Below are 16,091 nucleotides of genomic sequence, written 5' to 3'. Positions count from 1 at the left end.
CCTATAGGGGCGCCGCACGCTGCCCGCGCAACACTTCAAGGTTAAAGCGGCAACCGGGCAAAGGTGCATCGAACAGTCTGTTTCAATAACGCGTGCGGGCCAGATTATGCCCGCACGACTATGTCATCAAGGTACGCAGGAGAGAAAGTTCATACAAGTGTTTAATCCCTTCCTACAACCTGCGGTTACCTGTCAGTGCCGTGCAAGGCCAAAACGCTGGCTCAGCAGCAACCGCGAGAACTGCGCGATGCCAAGGATCAGCATCGCCACGAAGAACAGCAGGCTCCACTCGGGAATACTCAAGTCGAACAGCGTCCAGTTGATTTCCACGCAGTCGACGGTGCCCTTGAAGATCAAGGCCAACGTCTCTCTCAGCGACAGGTTCTCGATCATGGATTGAAGGCCGGGCCAACAGGCAGGCAACTGTTCCGGCGGCGTATTTTGCAGCAGCACCTGGCGTACGGCGGTAATGGCGCCCAGCACTGCACACCCCATGCTCGCCGCCCAATACAGGTAGATCCCGGACCGCTTCGGCCCATGAATCGCCGCCACGAGATTGATCAGCGTGAAGGCAGCCACAAGAATTCGTTGCACCTGGCACAGGAAACAAGGCCGCAAAAACGCGGCGTATTCCAGGTAAAAGGACGCGCCCAGCGTCAGCGCACCAGCCAGGAACGCCAGGAGGAACAGGGAGCGTGAGGGGGCCAAAGACATTGTTTATCCGCAACGCAAGAGATAGGTAGTTACGGTAGAGGAAAGACCTTACCCCTTTCAATACGCCCCAGAGCAGACGATTCCGCGAGAGCGTAGGGATATCCCGTCAGAAGGCGAGCGATTAAACGCGCGTCTACGTAGGAGTTTACTACAAGCCGTATTGACTACAGCTATTGGGCGTTATTGAAGGGTTGGCCACCAGACAATTCTGAGGCAACCCTTACTCTGTTTCCTACTTCAAACCCGTGCCGGCACCGGCAGCGGTGACGCCAGCAAACGCTTGTCCAGCAAGCCCAGGCCTTCCTGGAACAACTGGTTGCTGCGCTCGGTGTCGCCCAACTGCGCCAGCAGGCGTGCCAGCTCGGCGCAGGCCTCAGGGTTGCGCTGCACCTGCAGGCTGCTTTCAAGGTAGTCCCGCGCCTTGCCCCACAAGCTGTTTTGCAGGCACAGGCGCCCCAGGGTCAGCAGCAGGCTGGCATCGCCTGGATGGTCCTTGAGCCAGCCTTCGGCGAACTTCAACTGCTTCGCCGGATCGCTGCCACGCAGCAGCCCGTAGAGCCGGATCAGATGACTGTCGTACTCGCGCTTGAGGGCACCGCGCAGCACTTCTTCGGCCTTGGCGTCCGCGCCCAACTGGCGCAGTTGTTCGGCGTACGCCAGCACCAGTTGCGGCTCCTGGCGCTGGGCCGAAGTCAGTTGTTGCCAGGCCAGCTCCAGGGATTGCTGCCCGGCCTCGCCCTGCTCTTCGCGCTGGGCAGCCAGGGTCAGGTTCTCGCCCCAGGCGCGTCGCTCCAGGTCGGCCAACTCGGCAGGCGGCAACACCTTGTCCTTGCGCAACTCCGGCAACAGCCGGATTACCGAAGACCAATCGCCACGCTGTTGATACAGCCGCTGCAGTTGGCGCAATACCTGGACGTTATGCGGATGACGCTCATGCATGGCCTGCAGGGTGACCAGGGCGCCATCGGTGTCACCGCGGTCCATCTGCAACTGCGCATGACTCAAGGCTACCGCGAGTTCGGCCTGGGGCTGGCGCTCAAGCGCGCGTTCCAGCAGGCCATCCGCTTCCTCATAACGGCCCTGTTCGTTGGCCGCACGGGCCGCGCCGAGGTAGTAGAGCAATGGCTGGCGTTCGGCTTCGGCCGCACGGTGCAAGTGGCGCTCGGCACTGGCCCAGCGCCCTTCGGCGAGGTCCATCTGGCCCTGCTCGATGGCAACCTGGACCCGACGGCTGCGGTTGCGCCGCGACCACGGATTGACCACGCCACCCGAGGTCAGCACCAGGCCCAGCAGCACCCTGGCCAAATAGATCACCAGGCCGATGGCAAACAACGCCACCAGCGTCGACCACAGCCCGGACTCGTAATGCAGCACATGGGGATAGGTAATCAGCACGTAGCCGGTATGTTTCGAAATGCCCACGGCCAGTGCCAGGGCGATCGCAATCGCCAGCACCAGGATCACATAGAAGCGCTTCATCGGCTTTACTCCTGGGTCGCCGGCTTGCCAGCGGAAGCCTTGGCTTCCTCGGCAGACAGGTGGCGACGGTCAAGGTAAGCCTGCACGGCAGCCAGGCTCGCGGCCAGGTCCGGCGTGACCACCGAGACGGCCTTGGGCTCAAGCTCGGCAATACGGGCCAGCATGGCTTTGCTTTGCGGGTTGTCTTGATTGAAGTTGTCCTGCAACACGCTGCGAGCCTCGCCCAGGGATCGGCTGTACACCGCCGGCTCGCCGTTGAGCGCCGCCCATTGCGCCTGCTCAAGTGCAAGGCTCAGGGCCAGGCGCACCTGGTTCAGGCCTTGCCCTGCCAGGAGCGGGCGAATGTTGTCATCAGGATTGAAGTCGATGCGGAAATACCGCGAGATCTGCGCCCACCACTGACTCCAACGGCTGTCCGTGTCGGTGGTCGGACGCCCATCATTGGCCGCTTCAGGGAGTTGGTATTCCGGCGCGATGGCCGCCAACTGCACGACCTGATCGCGCAATGCCGCCAGTTGCAGGTACAGCCCGGTACGGTCCGGCTGTTCGATATTGCGCAACGCGGCGAGGCTCTTGGCCAACTGCTCACGGGCGGCGTAGGAGCCAGGGTCACTTTGTTCGCGGAGGATTTCGTCAGCGCCCTGGACCAGTGCCTGGGCACTGTTGATGTCCTGCAAGGCGGAAAGACGCAGGCTGGCCAGGCGGATCAAGTGCTCGGCCTCGGCCAGGCGCCAGTCCTGGCGGCTGGCCCCCAGCACGGTTTCCAGGCGCTGGCTCAGGCGTTGTTGATCACCCTGCAATTGCGCCACCAGCCGGCGACGCTCTTCCAGCTCATCGGCGCCGGGCAGTTGCCCCAGACGGGCCGACAGCTGCTGCTGGCTCTGCTTGAGGCTCTGGGATTGGTCGTCCAGGGTTTGCACTTGGCCCAGCTGTTGCTGGCTGCTCGCCTGCAGTGCGCGGACCTGCCAGATCCCCCAGCCACCGGCGGCAACGCCGGCGGCGCCGAGCAACAAGGCCACGATGGCCAGGCCGTTGCCACGGCGCGGGGCGGTGGTGACCGGTGTCTCAACAGGCGCATCAAGCGCGGGCTGAGCTTCATCTTTAGGCAAGGCTGTTTCGCTCACGTATCCATCCTTTGCGTATTAGAGAGTGGGAACGGAAACACTCCGTAACGCCACTAACAAAGCCGCGGCACTGGCGCCACGACAATCCACAACTTCTTGCGCGCCAGCGGCACGCGCCATCTCGGCGACTCGCGGGCTGGGCACGAACAACGGCAGCTGTGCCACCTGGGGCCAATCTGTACCGGCCAGCGCTTGCAGGTGTAAAAAACCCTGCCCACTGCTGACCACCACGCCGTTCAAGCGTTCCACGTTTATGCGCTGGGTCAGCGTTGCACGGTCGTAGTCCGGCAGGAAACGGCGATACAACTCCAGATAGTCGACACTAGCACCTTGCTCGCGTAAACGCTCAGCCAGCAGCTCTCGCCCGCCCTCGCCCCGCAGGATCAGCACCCGGGCGCCGGGCTTCGAGATAGCCTCGCGCAAGGCGACCAGTTCAAGCAAGGCTTCACTGTCGTCGCCGTCGTGGGGATAACTGACATCAAGGCCATGCTCGGCCAACACCTGCGCCGTAGCAGCGCCGACACTGAACCACGGTAACGCCGGCGGTTGCGGCCAGTGTTGAGCCAACAACTGCAAGCCCAGGCGCGCGGCCGGCTTGCTCACCACGATCACCGCGCAATAGCGGTCCAGCTCGCGAAAGACCGCCTGTTGTTCAGGCGTGACAGGCAGCGCTTCAATCTCCAGCAACGGCAGGCTGCTGCTGAAAATACCTTCTTCGGATAACGTCGCCGCCAGGGCCGCCGACTCCTCGGCAGGCCGCGTCAGCAGCACACGCCATTGCATCACTGCGGCCCGGCCTCGCCGTACACCGCTTGCAGAATGGCACCGGCGCCTTTTTCCAGCAGTTCCTCGGCGACCTTGATACCCAGGCTGGTGGCCTCGCTTTGCGGCCCGCGAATCTCTGCGGTGAGCAACAACCCACCACTCGGGTCGCCCACCAGGCCACGCAGCCAGAGGTTCTCGCCCTCAAGCACGGCGTAACAGGCGATCGGTACCTGGCAGCCACCGTTGAGGTGCTTGTTCAGGGCACGTTCGGCGGTGACGCGAATTTCGGTGTCCTGGTGATCCAGCGGCTTGAGCAGCGCATGAATTTCGCTGTCGGCGGTGCGGCATTCAATGCCCACAGCGCCCTGCCCGCCGGCCGGCAAGCTGTCTTCGACGCTGATGGCCGAGGTGATGCGGTCTTCAAAGCCCAAGCGGATCAAGCCGGCTGCCGCGAGAATGATCGCGTCATATTCACCGGCGTCGAGCTTGGCCAGGCGAGTATTGACGTTGCCCCGCAGGAAGCGGATTTGCAGGTCCGGGCGGCGGGTCAGCAACTGCGCCTGGCGACGCAGGCTGGAGGTGCCGACGACGCTGCCCAGCGGCAGCTCATCCAGGGAGGCGTAGGTATTGGAAACGAAGGCATCGCGGGGGTCTTCGCGCTCGCAGATGCAAAAAAGGCCCAGGCCTTCGGGGAAGTCCATGGGCACATCTTTCATAGAATGCACGGCGATGTCGGCTTCGTTCTCCAGCAGAGCGGTTTCCAGTTCCTTGACGAACAGGCCCTTGCCGCCGATTTTCGACAATGGCGAATCAAGCAGCTTGTCGCCGCGACTGACCATGGGCACCAGGGACACCTTCAGGCCAGGATGAGCCTGCTCAAGGCGTGCTTTGACGTATTCGGCCTGCCATAAGGCCAGGGCGCTTTTACGGGTGGCGATGCGGATTTCGCGAGAGGACATGGATCAATCCGTACTGAATAGATACGGCAGATAATAACAGCTCAGGCAAATGCGCTTTGATTTGAATCAGCAAGTGCGGGGCCTCCCTGGCCGCGTCGCACCGGGATATGGGCGGTGAAGCTCGCCTCGGCCCTCGGGCTAAAGCTGCTGCATCATCTTGCGCACGCCGGCGACATGGCGCCGGCTGACGATCAACGCGTCACCGTTGAGGCCCTTCAGGAACAGCTGAAAATGCCCAAGCGGCGTGCGCTGCAGGCGCTCGATGCGCTCCCGTGCCACCAGCGCATTGCGGTGGATGCGCACAAAGCGGTCGCCAAATTCGTCTTCCAGCGCCTTGAGTGGCTCATCGAGCAGCACTTCACCAGCCTCGTGACGCAAGGTCACGTACTTGTGATCGGCGATGAAGTAGACCACCTGGTCCAGGGGAATCAACTCGATGCCCTTGCGGGTACGGGCGCTGATATGGCTGCGTGGCCCATTGCCGCCCTGGGCTGCGGGCTGGGTCAAGGCTGCCAGTTGGACACGATTGGGACGCTCGGCCTTTTTCAAGGCGCGAAGCAACGCATCGGCATTGATCGGCTTGACCAGGAAACTGGCGCCGCTGGCATCCAGGGCCTCGGAAGAGAACTCATCCTGGGAGGCGCACAGCACCACCGAAGGCGGCGATTCTCGCTCGCTCAGGCGGGCAGCCACCTGCAAGCCATCAAGGCCCGGCATGCGGATGTCGAGCAACACGACGTCCGGCTTGAGGCTGTCAATAAGGGCCAAGGCTTCCTCGCCACTGGTGGCGCTCGGCTCAAGGACATTGTAACCCTCGAGTTCACTGACCAAACGGCTCAGTCGCTCGCGGGCTTGGGGTTCGTCATCAACGATCAGGACATTCATATTGCGCTGGATTCCTGCGTGAGTCTCGCACAAGGATAGCGTAGACAGGTGCGGTGACTTCCGTCACGGCGATCCACGCTAAGACTAGCGCGAGCGGCAAAAAGTGCCCCGAGAGTGGCACCAATATTTACCCGGACCTGTTCAATCGCGCCCAAAGCCTGCTGCCTTCGGGCATCGTCGTAGGGTTTGCTGATACACAATACGAACACCCCCTCTCTAATGGATAGCCTGGAGTTCGACCTCATCGCCCGGCATTGGTGCAGTGCACCTTCTGTCAGCGCGAAGCTCTATCAGTGCAACTGTAGACGCTGGCGAAGACGATATTGCTCAATCGTCAAATATCGTTTCAATAAACACGCTTTGTTTGACCAAGGACCGCAAGTTTCCCCCCCGATCGGTCCTGGCTCCAGTCTCGTCCTGCGCGAGTCCGGGGGCAAGGCACTTAGCCATCTTGGAAACAAATAAAAATGCCCCGCCCCGGCATCGTCGCCTCCGGGGGCAACCCTGTTATTATCGGCGCCACACTTTCATGCCCTCTTTCCAGCAGATCACGAGCGAATCCATGAGCACCGACAAGACCAACCAGTCCTGGGGCGGCCGCTTCAGTGAACCCGTCGACGCCTTCGTCGCGCGCTTCACCGCCTCCGTCACTTTCGACCAGCGCCTCTACCGCCACGACATCATGGGCTCGATCGCCCACGCCACGATGCTGGCCAAGGTCGGCGTGCTGACCGACGCCGAGCGCGACAGCATCATCGACGGCCTGACCACCATCCGTGGCGAGATCGAAGCCGGTACCTTCGACTGGCGCGTCGACCTGGAAGACGTGCACATGAACATCGAGGCCCGCCTCACCGACCGCATCGGTGTGACCGGCAAGAAACTGCACACCGGTCGCAGCCGTAACGACCAGGTGGCTACCGATATCCGCCTGTGGCTGCGGGACGAGATCGACCTGATCCTGGCAGAAATCACCCGCCTGCAAAAAGGCCTGCTGGAGCAGGCAGAGCGTGAGTCCGGCACCATCATGCCCGGCTTCACCCACCTGCAGACCGCACAGCCTGTGACCTTCGGCCACCATCTGCTGGCCTGGTTCGAAATGCTCAGCCGCGACTACGAGCGCCTGGTGGACTGCCGCAAGCGCGCCAACCGCATGCCTCTGGGCAGCGCTGCACTGGCTGGCACCACCTACCCGATCGACCGCGAATACACCGCGCAGCTGCTGGGTTTCGACGCCGTGGGCGGCAACTCCCTGGACAGCGTGTCGGACCGTGACTTCGCCATCGAATTCTGCGCCGCGGCCAGCATTGCGATGATGCACTTGTCGCGCTTCTCCGAAGAGCTGGTGCTGTGGACCAGCGCGCAATTCCAGTTCATTGACCTGCCGGACCGCTTCTGCACCGGCAGCTCGATCATGCCGCAAAAGAAAAACCCCGACGTGCCGGAGCTGGTACGCGGCAAGAGCGGCCGTGTATTCGGTGCGCTGATGGGCCTGTTGACCCTGATGAAAGGCCAACCGCTGGCCTACAACAAGGACAACCAGGAAGACAAGGAACCGCTGTTCGACGCCGCCGATACCCTGCGCGACTCGTTGCGTGCCTTTGCCGACATGATCCCGGCGATCAAGCCCAAGCACGCCATCATGCGTGAAGCGGCCCTGCGCGGTTTCTCCACCGCCACCGACCTGGCGGACTACCTGGTACGCCGTGGCCTGCCGTTCCGCGACTGCCACGAGATCGTCGGGCATGCCGTGAAGTACGGCGTGGACACCGGCAAGGACCTGGCGGAAATGAGCCTGGAAGAACTGCGCCAGTTCAGCGACCAGATCGAGCAGGACGTGTTTGCGGTGCTGACCCTGGAAGGCTCGGTGAATGCCCGTAACCATGTCGGCGGGACTGCGCCGGCGCAGGTGAAGGCTGCCGTGGTTCGCGGCCAGGCATTGCTCGCCAGCCGCTAACCCAAAGGTAAGTACCCCGGCAAACAAGGGCGAACACTGAACCTGTGGCGAGGGAGCTTGCTCCCGTTGGACTGCGCAGCAGTCCCATTTTTGGGGCCGCTCCGCTGCCCAACGGGAGCAAGCTCCCTCGCCACAAAAGCAGTTTTTATTTCTTCGCAGCAATCATCGCCATAAACGCCGGCATCGCCGCTTCCTTGTCCGCCGCCACCCGCTGGGCATTCGGCAGCGCCTGCAAGCGCTCCAGCAACGCCTTGGCCTTCGGCAACTCAGCCAACAGATCCAGCCCGAACAGCTTCCCGGCCACGGCACAGGCCAGGTCCACGCTGTACACAAAATACAAATCCGCAATCGTGAAACTGTCCCCCGCCACATACGGCGCAAACTTCCCGTGCCGCCCCAGCGATGCGATCCCCAGCAATAACTCCGCCCTGGACTTTTCCTTGATCGCCTCCGGCACCGGCATTCCGAAAAACGCCTCGGCAAAACACGCCCGGGCCGGCAACTCGATGTACAGCTCGATTTCCCTGCACAACGCCAGCACCTGGGCGCGCTGGAACGGCTCGTTCGGCAGCAGCGATCGCCCGCCCTGGGTCTGTTCGAGGTATTCGAGGATCACGCTGGTTTCGTTGATAAACCCTTGCTCGACACCCAGCACCGGCACCTTGCCCCGCGGGCTCACGGCCAGCGCTTCCGGGGTTTGGCCTGCGTAGAACGGCACCTCTTCGAAGGGCAGCCCTTTCTCCAGCAGCGCCAGTTTGACCATGTTGTAGTAGTTGCTGACCGAAAATCCATAAAGCTTGAGCATCACAAAGCCTCCAGGCCGTGTACGGGGTTGGCAGCAGTGGTTATAGATCGGGAGGCCGCGCCTGGCCAGCAGCATCAGCCGAGTGAATGGGGGTAGACTGGCGCCCTTTCCTCCAGGAGCCTGCCATGAGCGAGCCAACCGATATCGACAACGACGAAGAAGAGTTCGCCGAGACCACCTTGATTGAAGCGATCGAAAACCAGATCGAAAGCGACAACCCGCCCGCCGCCAAGGCCACGTTCAACAAGCTGACCCTGGTGGGCTACGAGCGCGAAGACATCCTGCAAATGATGGCCCACGTCCTCGCCATCGAAATTGACGCGCTGCTCGAAGAAGATCGCGCCTTCAATACCGAATGGTATGAAACTGCGTTGCGTGCGCTGCCGGAGCTGCCGCCCGAGAAGCAATAAGCCTCACACCGCGCTGGCCAGCAAACTCTTGCTGGCCACAATCCTGCCCCACATCAACACCGCATGAGTTCCGACTGGACAGCTCGCCCAAGTGCGTTCACCTTATGGCTGCTAACGTCTAAAAATTCCTAGAAAGTCTGGAGTCCTTATGTCGTATACCCCTGAGTTGGTTGCCGAACTGGAAATCCTTGCACTCTTCAACCTGGGCAGCTCCCAGGAAGGTCTGAAAGTTCATCAGACTGCCGCTCCCACTGCCATTGCCGCCGCCCGGCGCCTGTTTGATAAAGACCTGATCGACCAGCCAGACGGTGGTTACCTCACCAGCCTCGGCCGGGACGCTGCCGAACACGCACAAAGCCTGCTGACTATTCTGACGACCGCCAAAGAAGCCGCCTGACACCTCGTATCGCCCACGGGATCCTCTTTTCACGGATTCCGCGGGCATTCCCGCGCCCGGGATAAAATTCCGGCGTCAAAAACAAATTCCCTCTAAACCTCCTACGCTACTGGCTGTAAACTCCCACACGGCCGCCCACGTCGGGCCCTGCGAGCCACCGAGTTCGACATGACCCGCACCCACGAAATCCGCCCCGACCTGGACGAAGGCATCGACCGCAAGGTGCTGGCCCAGTTGCGCGCGCGGTTTCTGGCCCTGAACGAAGGCCGCATGGCCCGGGCCGTCGAAGGGCTGACGCCACGCCAGCAAAGCGTGTTGACCCTGCTGCCGCTGTTTTTCCACGTGAATCACCCGCTGTTGCCGGGCTATGTGTCGGGCAGCACGCCGGCCGGCCTGTCGAATTTTGAACCCGACGCGCAAGCCTTGGCCGAGGCCCAGCGCCTGACCCGCACGTTTTCCTACAAGCCCCGCCACGGCAACCCACCGCGGCCGATTCATGGCCTGTTCCTGATGGGCAGCCTGGGCACCCTGGCCCAGGCCGATCAAAGTGATATGGACGTGTGGGTCTGCCATGCGGCCGATCTCAGCGAGAACGAGCTGGCCGAGTTGCGCAAGAAATGCCAACTGCTCGAAACCTGGGCCCTGAGCATGGGCGCCGAGGCGCACTTCTTCCTGATCGAGCCGACGCGGTTTATCCAGGGCGAGCGCGACACCCAACTGAGTTCAGAAGACTGCGGCACCAGCCAGCATTACCTGCTGCTGGACGAGTTCTACCGCACGGCCATCTGGCTGGCCGGGCGCACGCCGATCTGGTGGCTGGTGCCGGTGTACGAAGAAACCCGCTATGCCGACTTCACCCACGCGCTGATTTCCAAACGCTTTATTCGCGCCGATGAAACCCTCGACCTGGGCCACCTGGCACACGTCCCGCCGGGTGAATTTATCGGTGCCGGCTTGTGGCAGTTGTTCAAGGGCATCGAATCGCCCTACAAATCAGTACTGAAACTCCTGCTGACCGAGGTCTACGCCAGCGAGCACCCGAAGGTGCAGTGCCTGAGCCTGCGCTTCAAGCGCGCTGTGTTTGCCAATCAGCTGGACCTGGACGAGCTGGACCCGTACATCGTCGTCTACCGCCGGATCGAGGAGTACCTCAAGGCCCGTAATGAGCCGGAACGCCTGGAACTGGTGCGGCGCAGCCTGTACCTGAAGGTCAACCGCAAGCTCAGCGCGGGCCAGCGCACCGGGTGGCAGCGTTTGCTGCTGGAGCGCCTGGCCAGCGAATGGGGTTGGGACCAGCGCCAACTGGCCCTGCTGGACAGCCGCAGCCAATGGAAAGTCCGCCAGGTGGCCTCCGAACGCCGGGCGCTGGTCAACGAGCTGAACTACAGCTATCGCTTCCTGACCCAGTTTGCCCGAACCGAACAGACCGTCAGCCTGATCAACAAGCGCGACCTCAATGTGCTGGGCCGGCGCCTGTACGCCGCCTTCGAGCGCAAGGCCGGCAAGGTCGAGTTCATCAACCCCGGCATTGCGCCCGACCTTGCCGAAGACACCCTGACCCTGGTGCAGTCGCCCAACCGCAAAGAGCCCGGCCAGCATCATTGGGGCTTGTACAACGGCAGCCTGACCGCCCTGGAATGGGAGCACTTCGCGCCGATCAAGCGCAGCCGCGATTTGCTGGAAATGCTCACCTGGTGCCACCGCAACGGCGTGATCGACAGCAGTACCCGCCTGGCGCTGCATCCCGGCAGCAGTGACATGACCGAATTCGAGCTGTTCAACCTGCTGGGCAGCCTGCAACAAACCGTCGTCCTGCCCCTGGCCAGCGTCGATGAAGACCGCCTGCTGCGCTCGGCAGTGCCCGAGGAAGTGCTGCTGCTGATCAACGTCGGCGTCGACCCGCTCAAGCATCACCGGGACTTGAACATCCTGATGACCACCGAGCGCACCGACTCCCTGAGTTACGCGGGTGTACGGGAAAACCTGGTGCTGACCCTGGACCAGGTCACGCTCAACAGTTGGAACGAGGTGATGGTCAGCCGCTATGACGGCTCCCACGCGCTGCTCGATTGCCTGCGCGACTACCTCAATCAGCTACCGCCCAATCACTTGCCGCGCTTGCGGGTGCGCTGTTTCTGCCACAACCGCGCGCAGTTCATTGCCCAGCGCGTGGAAGAAATCTTCGACACTGCGCAAAACCTGCTGCTGGGCCAGGAAAACCATCGCTACCTGGTGCAGGTGCAGCAGCACTACCACGTGATGGAGCTGACACCCGGCCAGGCCAACCATGTGTCACTGGCGACCCAGGACGCGCTGATCGCCTACCTCAGTGAGGAACTGGCCAGCTACAGCCCGCTGCACCTGGACACCATGGCCCTGGAAGACCACGACCTGGCGCTGCTGCTGCCCATGGGCCTGCCCGACTGTGTGCAGGTGTTCTACCGGATCAACGACGGAGTTGCCGAGCTGTACGTGCTGGATGAGTTCAACGCGCTCTGGCAGCAGCGCCTGCCGTTCCACGACGAGCAAAGCCTGTTGGTGCCGTTGCAGCGCTTCCTGCAGTCGATCATTTATCGCCGCGACGCGCTGCTGCCGCTGGACCCGCAACAGCCCTTCGGCGCGGTGCAAATCCTGTATTACCAGCTGTTGCCGTCAGGCAGCGGCCGTGCACGGCGGGCCGAACCGCGCCCAGCGCCGCAAACCCCGGCCAACAAGCCGTTCTACGACGTGCAGGCGATTATCGGCAAGGCAGCACCGGGCCAGGTGGGGATCACCTTGTACTGCAATCAACGGGAGTTTTCCGAGCTGGAATTTGGCGACCAACTGTTTGCGGTGGTCGCCCAGCAAATCGTCGGGCAACGCCGGGAAGCCGAGCGTTACCGCTGCTACATCACCGATCTGGACCTGTCCGGCCTGCTCGGTGATGTTCAAAGCCCGAGCAATCTGTACCTGCGCTACAAGGCTGATCTGGAACTGGCGCTCAATGAAGCGCTGAACCAGGTTTAGAGAGGAAAGGCGCCACCGTCTTTCGGCTGGCCTTCGACGCCGAGCAATTCAAGCTTGAGGGTCTTGCCACCCGGTGCTGGCCAGTCGATGTGCTGGCCGACTTGCAGGCCCAGCAATGCACTGCCCACCGGCGCCAGGATCGAGATTTTGCCTTCGTCGGCGTTCGCGTCCTTGGGGTAGACCAGGGTCAGGTGATAGTCCTTGCCACTGCCTTGTTCACGGCAATGCACGCTGGAGTTCATGGTCACGACAGATGCAGGCACTTCATCGTGGCCAACCACTTCTTCGGCGCGGTCGAGTTCGTGTTGCAGGGCTTCAACGCCCGGCGACGCCTCGCCGACACGGTCGATCAGTTGCTCAAGACGCTGCACGTCAAGACGGGTGAGGATGATGGAAGGTGCGGTCATGATTCAGGCAGACTCCTTTTTTCTGCACAAAAAAGCAAAACCCCGCCAGGAAAAGGCGGGGTTCTCACGGACCTCGATGAGTTGAGGTGTATCCGGACACTACCACAGCACAATAAATAAACAAGACGGCCTCAGGCGCAGGTCCTGCGCTGCTCGGCCTGGGCGACGATCACGCGGCGTCGCGCATCGTCGGCAGAGCGCCATTCGCGGATGTCTTCCACATGACGGAAGCAACCGAGGCAGACTTTGTGCTCATCCAGCCGACATAAACTGATACAAGGTGACGGCACCGCCGGGCTGACATTGCTGAACAGCGGCTTGGGCGGGCGTACGGGAACGGGCTGCGTCACGATCAGATCTCGTCGAAGTCCAGCTCGACGCCGGCTTGTTCCTGGGTGAGACGCGCGAGCATTTCGCTCAGCAGCTCATCGGTGGTGTCGTGGGTCCAGCGTTTTTCTTCTTCATCGTAATCGAAGTGAAAACCACCGGAACGCGCCGCCAGCCATAGCTGACGCAGGGGCTCCTGGCGGCTGAAAATCAATTGGGTGCCATTTTCAAACTTGACGGTGAGCACACCGGCCGAGTTCTCCAGGTCCACATCCAGACCGCTGTCGTCGAAAATATCCTCCAGCGCTTGCTGGGTCGCATCCACCAGGTCGTGAAAACGCGCTTCGGTCAAACTCATTGTGGGAACCTCGAAAAGTGTCTGGTCTCGCTCAAGCGCCGCACAATACGGACGCGCCATCATGATTGCAAAGGATACCGATTTCATTACCCGCAGCTGCGTGAATTATCCCTGATTGGTGTAAGCACAATCGCGACAAACTCGGCAAAGCCCCGCCGGACGGGTATTTCGGCGCATAGGCAATCCGGCGGGTGGTCGGTATACTCGGGCGCAATTAATGCATATTCAAGGATTTCGCCATGAAGCGCCTGATCTCTTCCCTTGCTGCGCTCGTCGCGGTCGCTTGCCTCGTTAGTGCCTGTGGTCAAAAAGGCCCGCTGTATCTGCCCGATGACAGCAAAGACCCGAATGAACAGGCGCAATCGTCGCAAACCAAAGCGCACAAGCACGACACCTACTAAGGGAACATCATGGACGCTTTTAACTACCGGGACGGCGAGCTGTTCGCGGAAGGTGTCGCGCTGTCCGCCATCGCCGAGCGCTTTGGTACCCCGACCTACGTGTACTCCCGTGCCCACATCGAAGCGCAATACCGCTCCTTTGCCGATGCGCTGGAAGGCACGCCGAGCCTGGTGTGCTTCGCCGTAAAAGCCAACTCCAACCTGGGTGTACTCAATGTCCTGGCGCGCCTGGGCGCCGGTTTCGACATCGTGTCCCGGGGCGAGCTTGAGCGTGTACTGGCCGCCGGCGGCAAGGCTGACAAAATTGTGTTCTCCGGTGTCGGCAAGAGCCGCGAAGACATGCGCCGCGCCCTGGAAGTTGGCGTGCACTGCTTCAACGTCGAATCCACCGACGAGCTGGAGCGCCTGCAAGTGGTGGCCGCCGAGATGGGCGTTCGCGCGCCGATCTCCCTGCGGGTCAACCCGGACGTCGACGCCGGCACTCACCCGTACATTTCCACCGGTCTCAAAGAGAACAAGTTCGGCATCGCCATTGCCGACGCCGAGGACGTGTACATCCGCGCCGCGCAGTTGCCGAACCTGGAAGTCCTGGGTGTCGACTGCCATATCGGCTCGCAACTGACCAGCCTGCCACCGTTCCTCGACGCCCTCGACCGCCTGCTGGCGCTGGTCGACCGCCTCGGCGAGTGCGGCATCTACCTGCACCACATCGACCTCGGTGGCGGCGTGGGTGTGCGTTATCGCGATGAAGAGCCGCCGCTGGTGTCCGACTACATCAAGGCCGTGCGCGAGCGCCTCGAAGGCCGCGACCTGACGCTGATGTTCGAGCCGGGCCGCTACATCGTCGCCAACGCCGGCCTGCTGCTGACCCAGGTCGAGTACCTCAAGCACACCGAGCACAAGGATTTCGCCATCGTCGACGCGGCGATGAACGACCTGATCCGTCCGGCGCTGTACCAGGCCTGGATGAATGTGACGGCCGTCAAGCCACGCGCAGGCGAAGGCCGCAGCTACGATATCGTCGGCCCGATCTGCGAGACCGGCGACTTCCTGGCCAAGGAACGTCAGCTGGCCCTGGAAGAAGGCGACCTGCTGGCCGTGCATTCGGCCGGTGCCTATGGGTTTGTCATGAGCTCCAACTACAACACCCGCGGGCGTACCGCCGAGGTGCTGGTGGACGGTGATCAAGCGTTTGAAGTGCGTCGCCGCGAGACGGTAGCCGAGTTGTTTGCTGGCGAAAGCCTGCTGCCGGAGTAAGGTCATGTTGCTGCGTTTTACCAAGATGCACGGGCTGGGCAATGACTTCATGGTCCTCGACCTGGTCAGCCAGCACGCGCACATCCTGCCCAAGCACGCCAAGCTGTGGGGCGACCGGCACACCGGTGTCGGCTTCGACCAATTGTTGCTGGTGGAAGCGCCAAGTAACCCGGAAGTGGATTTCCGTTACCGGATCTTCAACTCCGATGGCTCCGAAGTGGAACAGTGCGGCAATGGTGCCCGCTGTTTCGCCCGTTTTGTGCTGGACAAGCGCCTGACCGCCAAGCGGCAGATTCGCGTCGAGACCAAAAGCGGCATCATCGAGCTGGATATTCGCAGCGACGGCCAGATCGGCGTCAACATGGGCGCGCCACGGCTGGTGCCGGCGGACATTCCGTTCCAGGCCACCGAGCAAGCCCTGAGCTACCCGGTGGACGTGGACGGCAAGACCGTCAACCTGGCTGCCGTGTCCATGGGCAACCCCCATGCCGTGCTGCGGGTGGATGACATCAACAACGCGCCGGTGCATGAACTGGGGCCGAAGATCGAAAACCACCCGCGCTTTCCCGCGCGGGTCAATGTGGGCTTCCTGCAGGTCATCGACCGTTCCCGTGCGCAGTTGCGCGTCTGGGAACGCGGGGCCGGCGAAACCCAGGCTTGCGGTACCGGCGCCTGCGCCGCTGCCGTAGCCGCGATCAGCCAGGGGTGGATGGATTCGCCGCTGCTGATCGACCTGCCCGGTGGACGCCTGTCCATCGAATGGGCAGGCCCCGGCCAACCGGTGAAAATGACCGGCCCGGCCACCCGCGTCTACGAAGGACAGGTCCGTCTATGAGTGAG

At 62.1% G+C, this 16,091-nt stretch carries 17 protein-coding genes; 7 read left to right on the top strand and 10 right to left on the bottom strand.

What is annotated here, in order from left to right:
• Window positions 1-192: 192 nt before the first annotated feature.
• The 6 genes from AC3WKX_RS00615 to AC3WKX_RS00590 form a co-directional block, all read right to left on the bottom strand.
• Window positions 193-714: a disulfide bond formation protein B gene (locus AC3WKX_RS00615; protein WP_102604071.1), complete on the bottom strand. Its 522-nt coding sequence runs from the start codon at window positions 712-714 to the stop codon at window positions 193-195.
• Window positions 715-951: 237 nt separating this feature from the next.
• Window positions 952-2,193, bottom strand: a complete 1,242-nt coding sequence (locus AC3WKX_RS00610) for a heme biosynthesis protein HemY (protein WP_003208828.1) — start codon at window positions 2,191-2,193, stop codon at window positions 952-954.
• A gap of 5 nt (window positions 2,194-2,198) precedes the next feature.
• Window positions 2,199-3,317, bottom strand: coding sequence for a uroporphyrinogen-III C-methyltransferase (locus AC3WKX_RS00605; protein ID WP_003208826.1), 1,119 nt, complete (start codon window positions 3,315-3,317; stop codon window positions 2,199-2,201).
• Between the two features lie 18 nt (window positions 3,318-3,335).
• The gene (locus AC3WKX_RS00600) at window positions 3,336-4,103 is read right to left on the bottom strand and encodes a uroporphyrinogen-III synthase (protein ID WP_102604070.1); all 768 of its coding nucleotides are present in this window, start codon (window positions 4,101-4,103) and stop codon (window positions 3,336-3,338) included.
• Window positions 4,100-5,041 (bottom strand): hydroxymethylbilane synthase, encoded by a 942-nt coding sequence (hemC, locus tag AC3WKX_RS00595; RefSeq protein WP_008439333.1) that lies wholly within the window; start codon window positions 5,039-5,041, stop codon window positions 4,100-4,102. The genes AC3WKX_RS00600 and hemC overlap by 4 nt, the downstream gene beginning before the upstream one ends.
• A gap of 138 nt (window positions 5,042-5,179) precedes the next feature.
• Window positions 5,180-5,926, bottom strand: coding sequence for a LytR/AlgR family response regulator transcription factor (locus AC3WKX_RS00590; protein WP_003208820.1), 747 nt, complete (start codon window positions 5,924-5,926; stop codon window positions 5,180-5,182).
• Between the two features lie 562 nt (window positions 5,927-6,488).
• Between AC3WKX_RS00590 and argH the strand changes: the two genes are divergently transcribed.
• Window positions 6,489-7,883, top strand: a complete 1,395-nt coding sequence (gene argH, locus AC3WKX_RS00585; protein WP_102604069.1) for an argininosuccinate lyase — start codon at window positions 6,489-6,491, stop codon at window positions 7,881-7,883.
• A gap of 145 nt (window positions 7,884-8,028) precedes the next feature.
• On the opposite strand, the gene AC3WKX_RS00580 is transcribed toward argH, so the two are convergent.
• On the bottom strand, window positions 8,029-8,688 hold the full coding sequence (locus AC3WKX_RS00580) for a glutathione S-transferase family protein (protein WP_102604068.1): 660 nt from the start codon (window positions 8,686-8,688) through the stop codon (window positions 8,029-8,031).
• 125 nt (window positions 8,689-8,813) lie between these two features.
• Here AC3WKX_RS00580 and AC3WKX_RS00575 point away from each other — a divergent pair, with 125 nt between their 5' ends.
• The 3 genes from AC3WKX_RS00575 to AC3WKX_RS00565 all read left to right on the top strand — a co-directional run bounded on the left by AC3WKX_RS00575 (window position 8,814) and on the right by AC3WKX_RS00565 (window position 12,501).
• Window positions 8,814-9,098 (top strand): hypothetical protein, encoded by a 285-nt coding sequence (locus tag AC3WKX_RS00575; protein WP_003208814.1) that lies wholly within the window; start codon window positions 8,814-8,816, stop codon window positions 9,096-9,098.
• Window positions 9,099-9,246: 148 nt separating this feature from the next.
• Complete coding sequence (locus AC3WKX_RS00570) at window positions 9,247-9,495, top strand: TIGR02647 family protein (RefSeq protein ID WP_003208812.1); 249 nt, start codon at window positions 9,247-9,249, stop codon at window positions 9,493-9,495.
• Window positions 9,496-9,663: 168 nt separating this feature from the next.
• Entirely contained in the window at window positions 9,664-12,501 is a 2,838-nt protein-coding gene (locus tag AC3WKX_RS00565) for a class I adenylate cyclase (RefSeq protein WP_102604067.1), read from the top strand.
• Here AC3WKX_RS00565 and rnk read toward each other — a convergent pair.
• From rnk to cyaY, 3 genes are all read right to left on the bottom strand, one after another.
• Window positions 12,498-12,908, bottom strand: a complete 411-nt coding sequence (rnk, locus tag AC3WKX_RS00560; protein ID WP_003208808.1) for a nucleoside diphosphate kinase regulator — start codon at window positions 12,906-12,908, stop codon at window positions 12,498-12,500. The genes AC3WKX_RS00565 and rnk overlap by 4 nt on opposite strands.
• A 131-nt stretch (window positions 12,909-13,039) precedes the next feature.
• On the bottom strand, window positions 13,040-13,258 hold the full coding sequence (locus AC3WKX_RS00555; protein ID WP_003208805.1) for a DUF1289 domain-containing protein: 219 nt from the start codon (window positions 13,256-13,258) through the stop codon (window positions 13,040-13,042).
• A 2-nt stretch (window positions 13,259-13,260) separates the two neighbouring features.
• The gene (gene cyaY / locus AC3WKX_RS00550) at window positions 13,261-13,593 is read right to left on the bottom strand and encodes an iron donor protein CyaY (RefSeq protein ID WP_003208803.1); all 333 of its coding nucleotides are present in this window, start codon (window positions 13,591-13,593) and stop codon (window positions 13,261-13,263) included.
• A gap of 239 nt (window positions 13,594-13,832) precedes the next feature.
• Here cyaY and lptM point away from each other — a divergent pair, with 239 nt between their 5' ends.
• From lptM to dapF, 3 genes are read left to right on the top strand one after another with little or no spacing between them, the layout of a single operon-like run.
• Entirely contained in the window at window positions 13,833-13,994 is a 162-nt protein-coding gene (gene lptM, locus AC3WKX_RS00545) for an LPS translocon maturation chaperone LptM (RefSeq protein WP_003208801.1), read from the top strand.
• A 9-nt stretch (window positions 13,995-14,003) separates the two neighbouring features.
• Entirely contained in the window at window positions 14,004-15,251 is a 1,248-nt protein-coding gene (lysA, locus tag AC3WKX_RS00540; RefSeq protein ID WP_008439346.1) for a diaminopimelate decarboxylase, read from the top strand.
• A gap of 4 nt (window positions 15,252-15,255) precedes the next feature.
• Window positions 15,256-16,086, top strand: a complete 831-nt coding sequence (gene dapF, locus AC3WKX_RS00535; protein WP_008439347.1) for a diaminopimelate epimerase — start codon at window positions 15,256-15,258, stop codon at window positions 16,084-16,086.
• Window positions 16,087-16,091 lie beyond the last annotated feature (5 nt).

This window comes from Pseudomonas sp. GP01-A4, from assembly GCF_058780865.1.
Note: the sequence above shows the minus strand (reverse complement) of the source record. Positions and strands in the feature narration are given on the sequence as shown.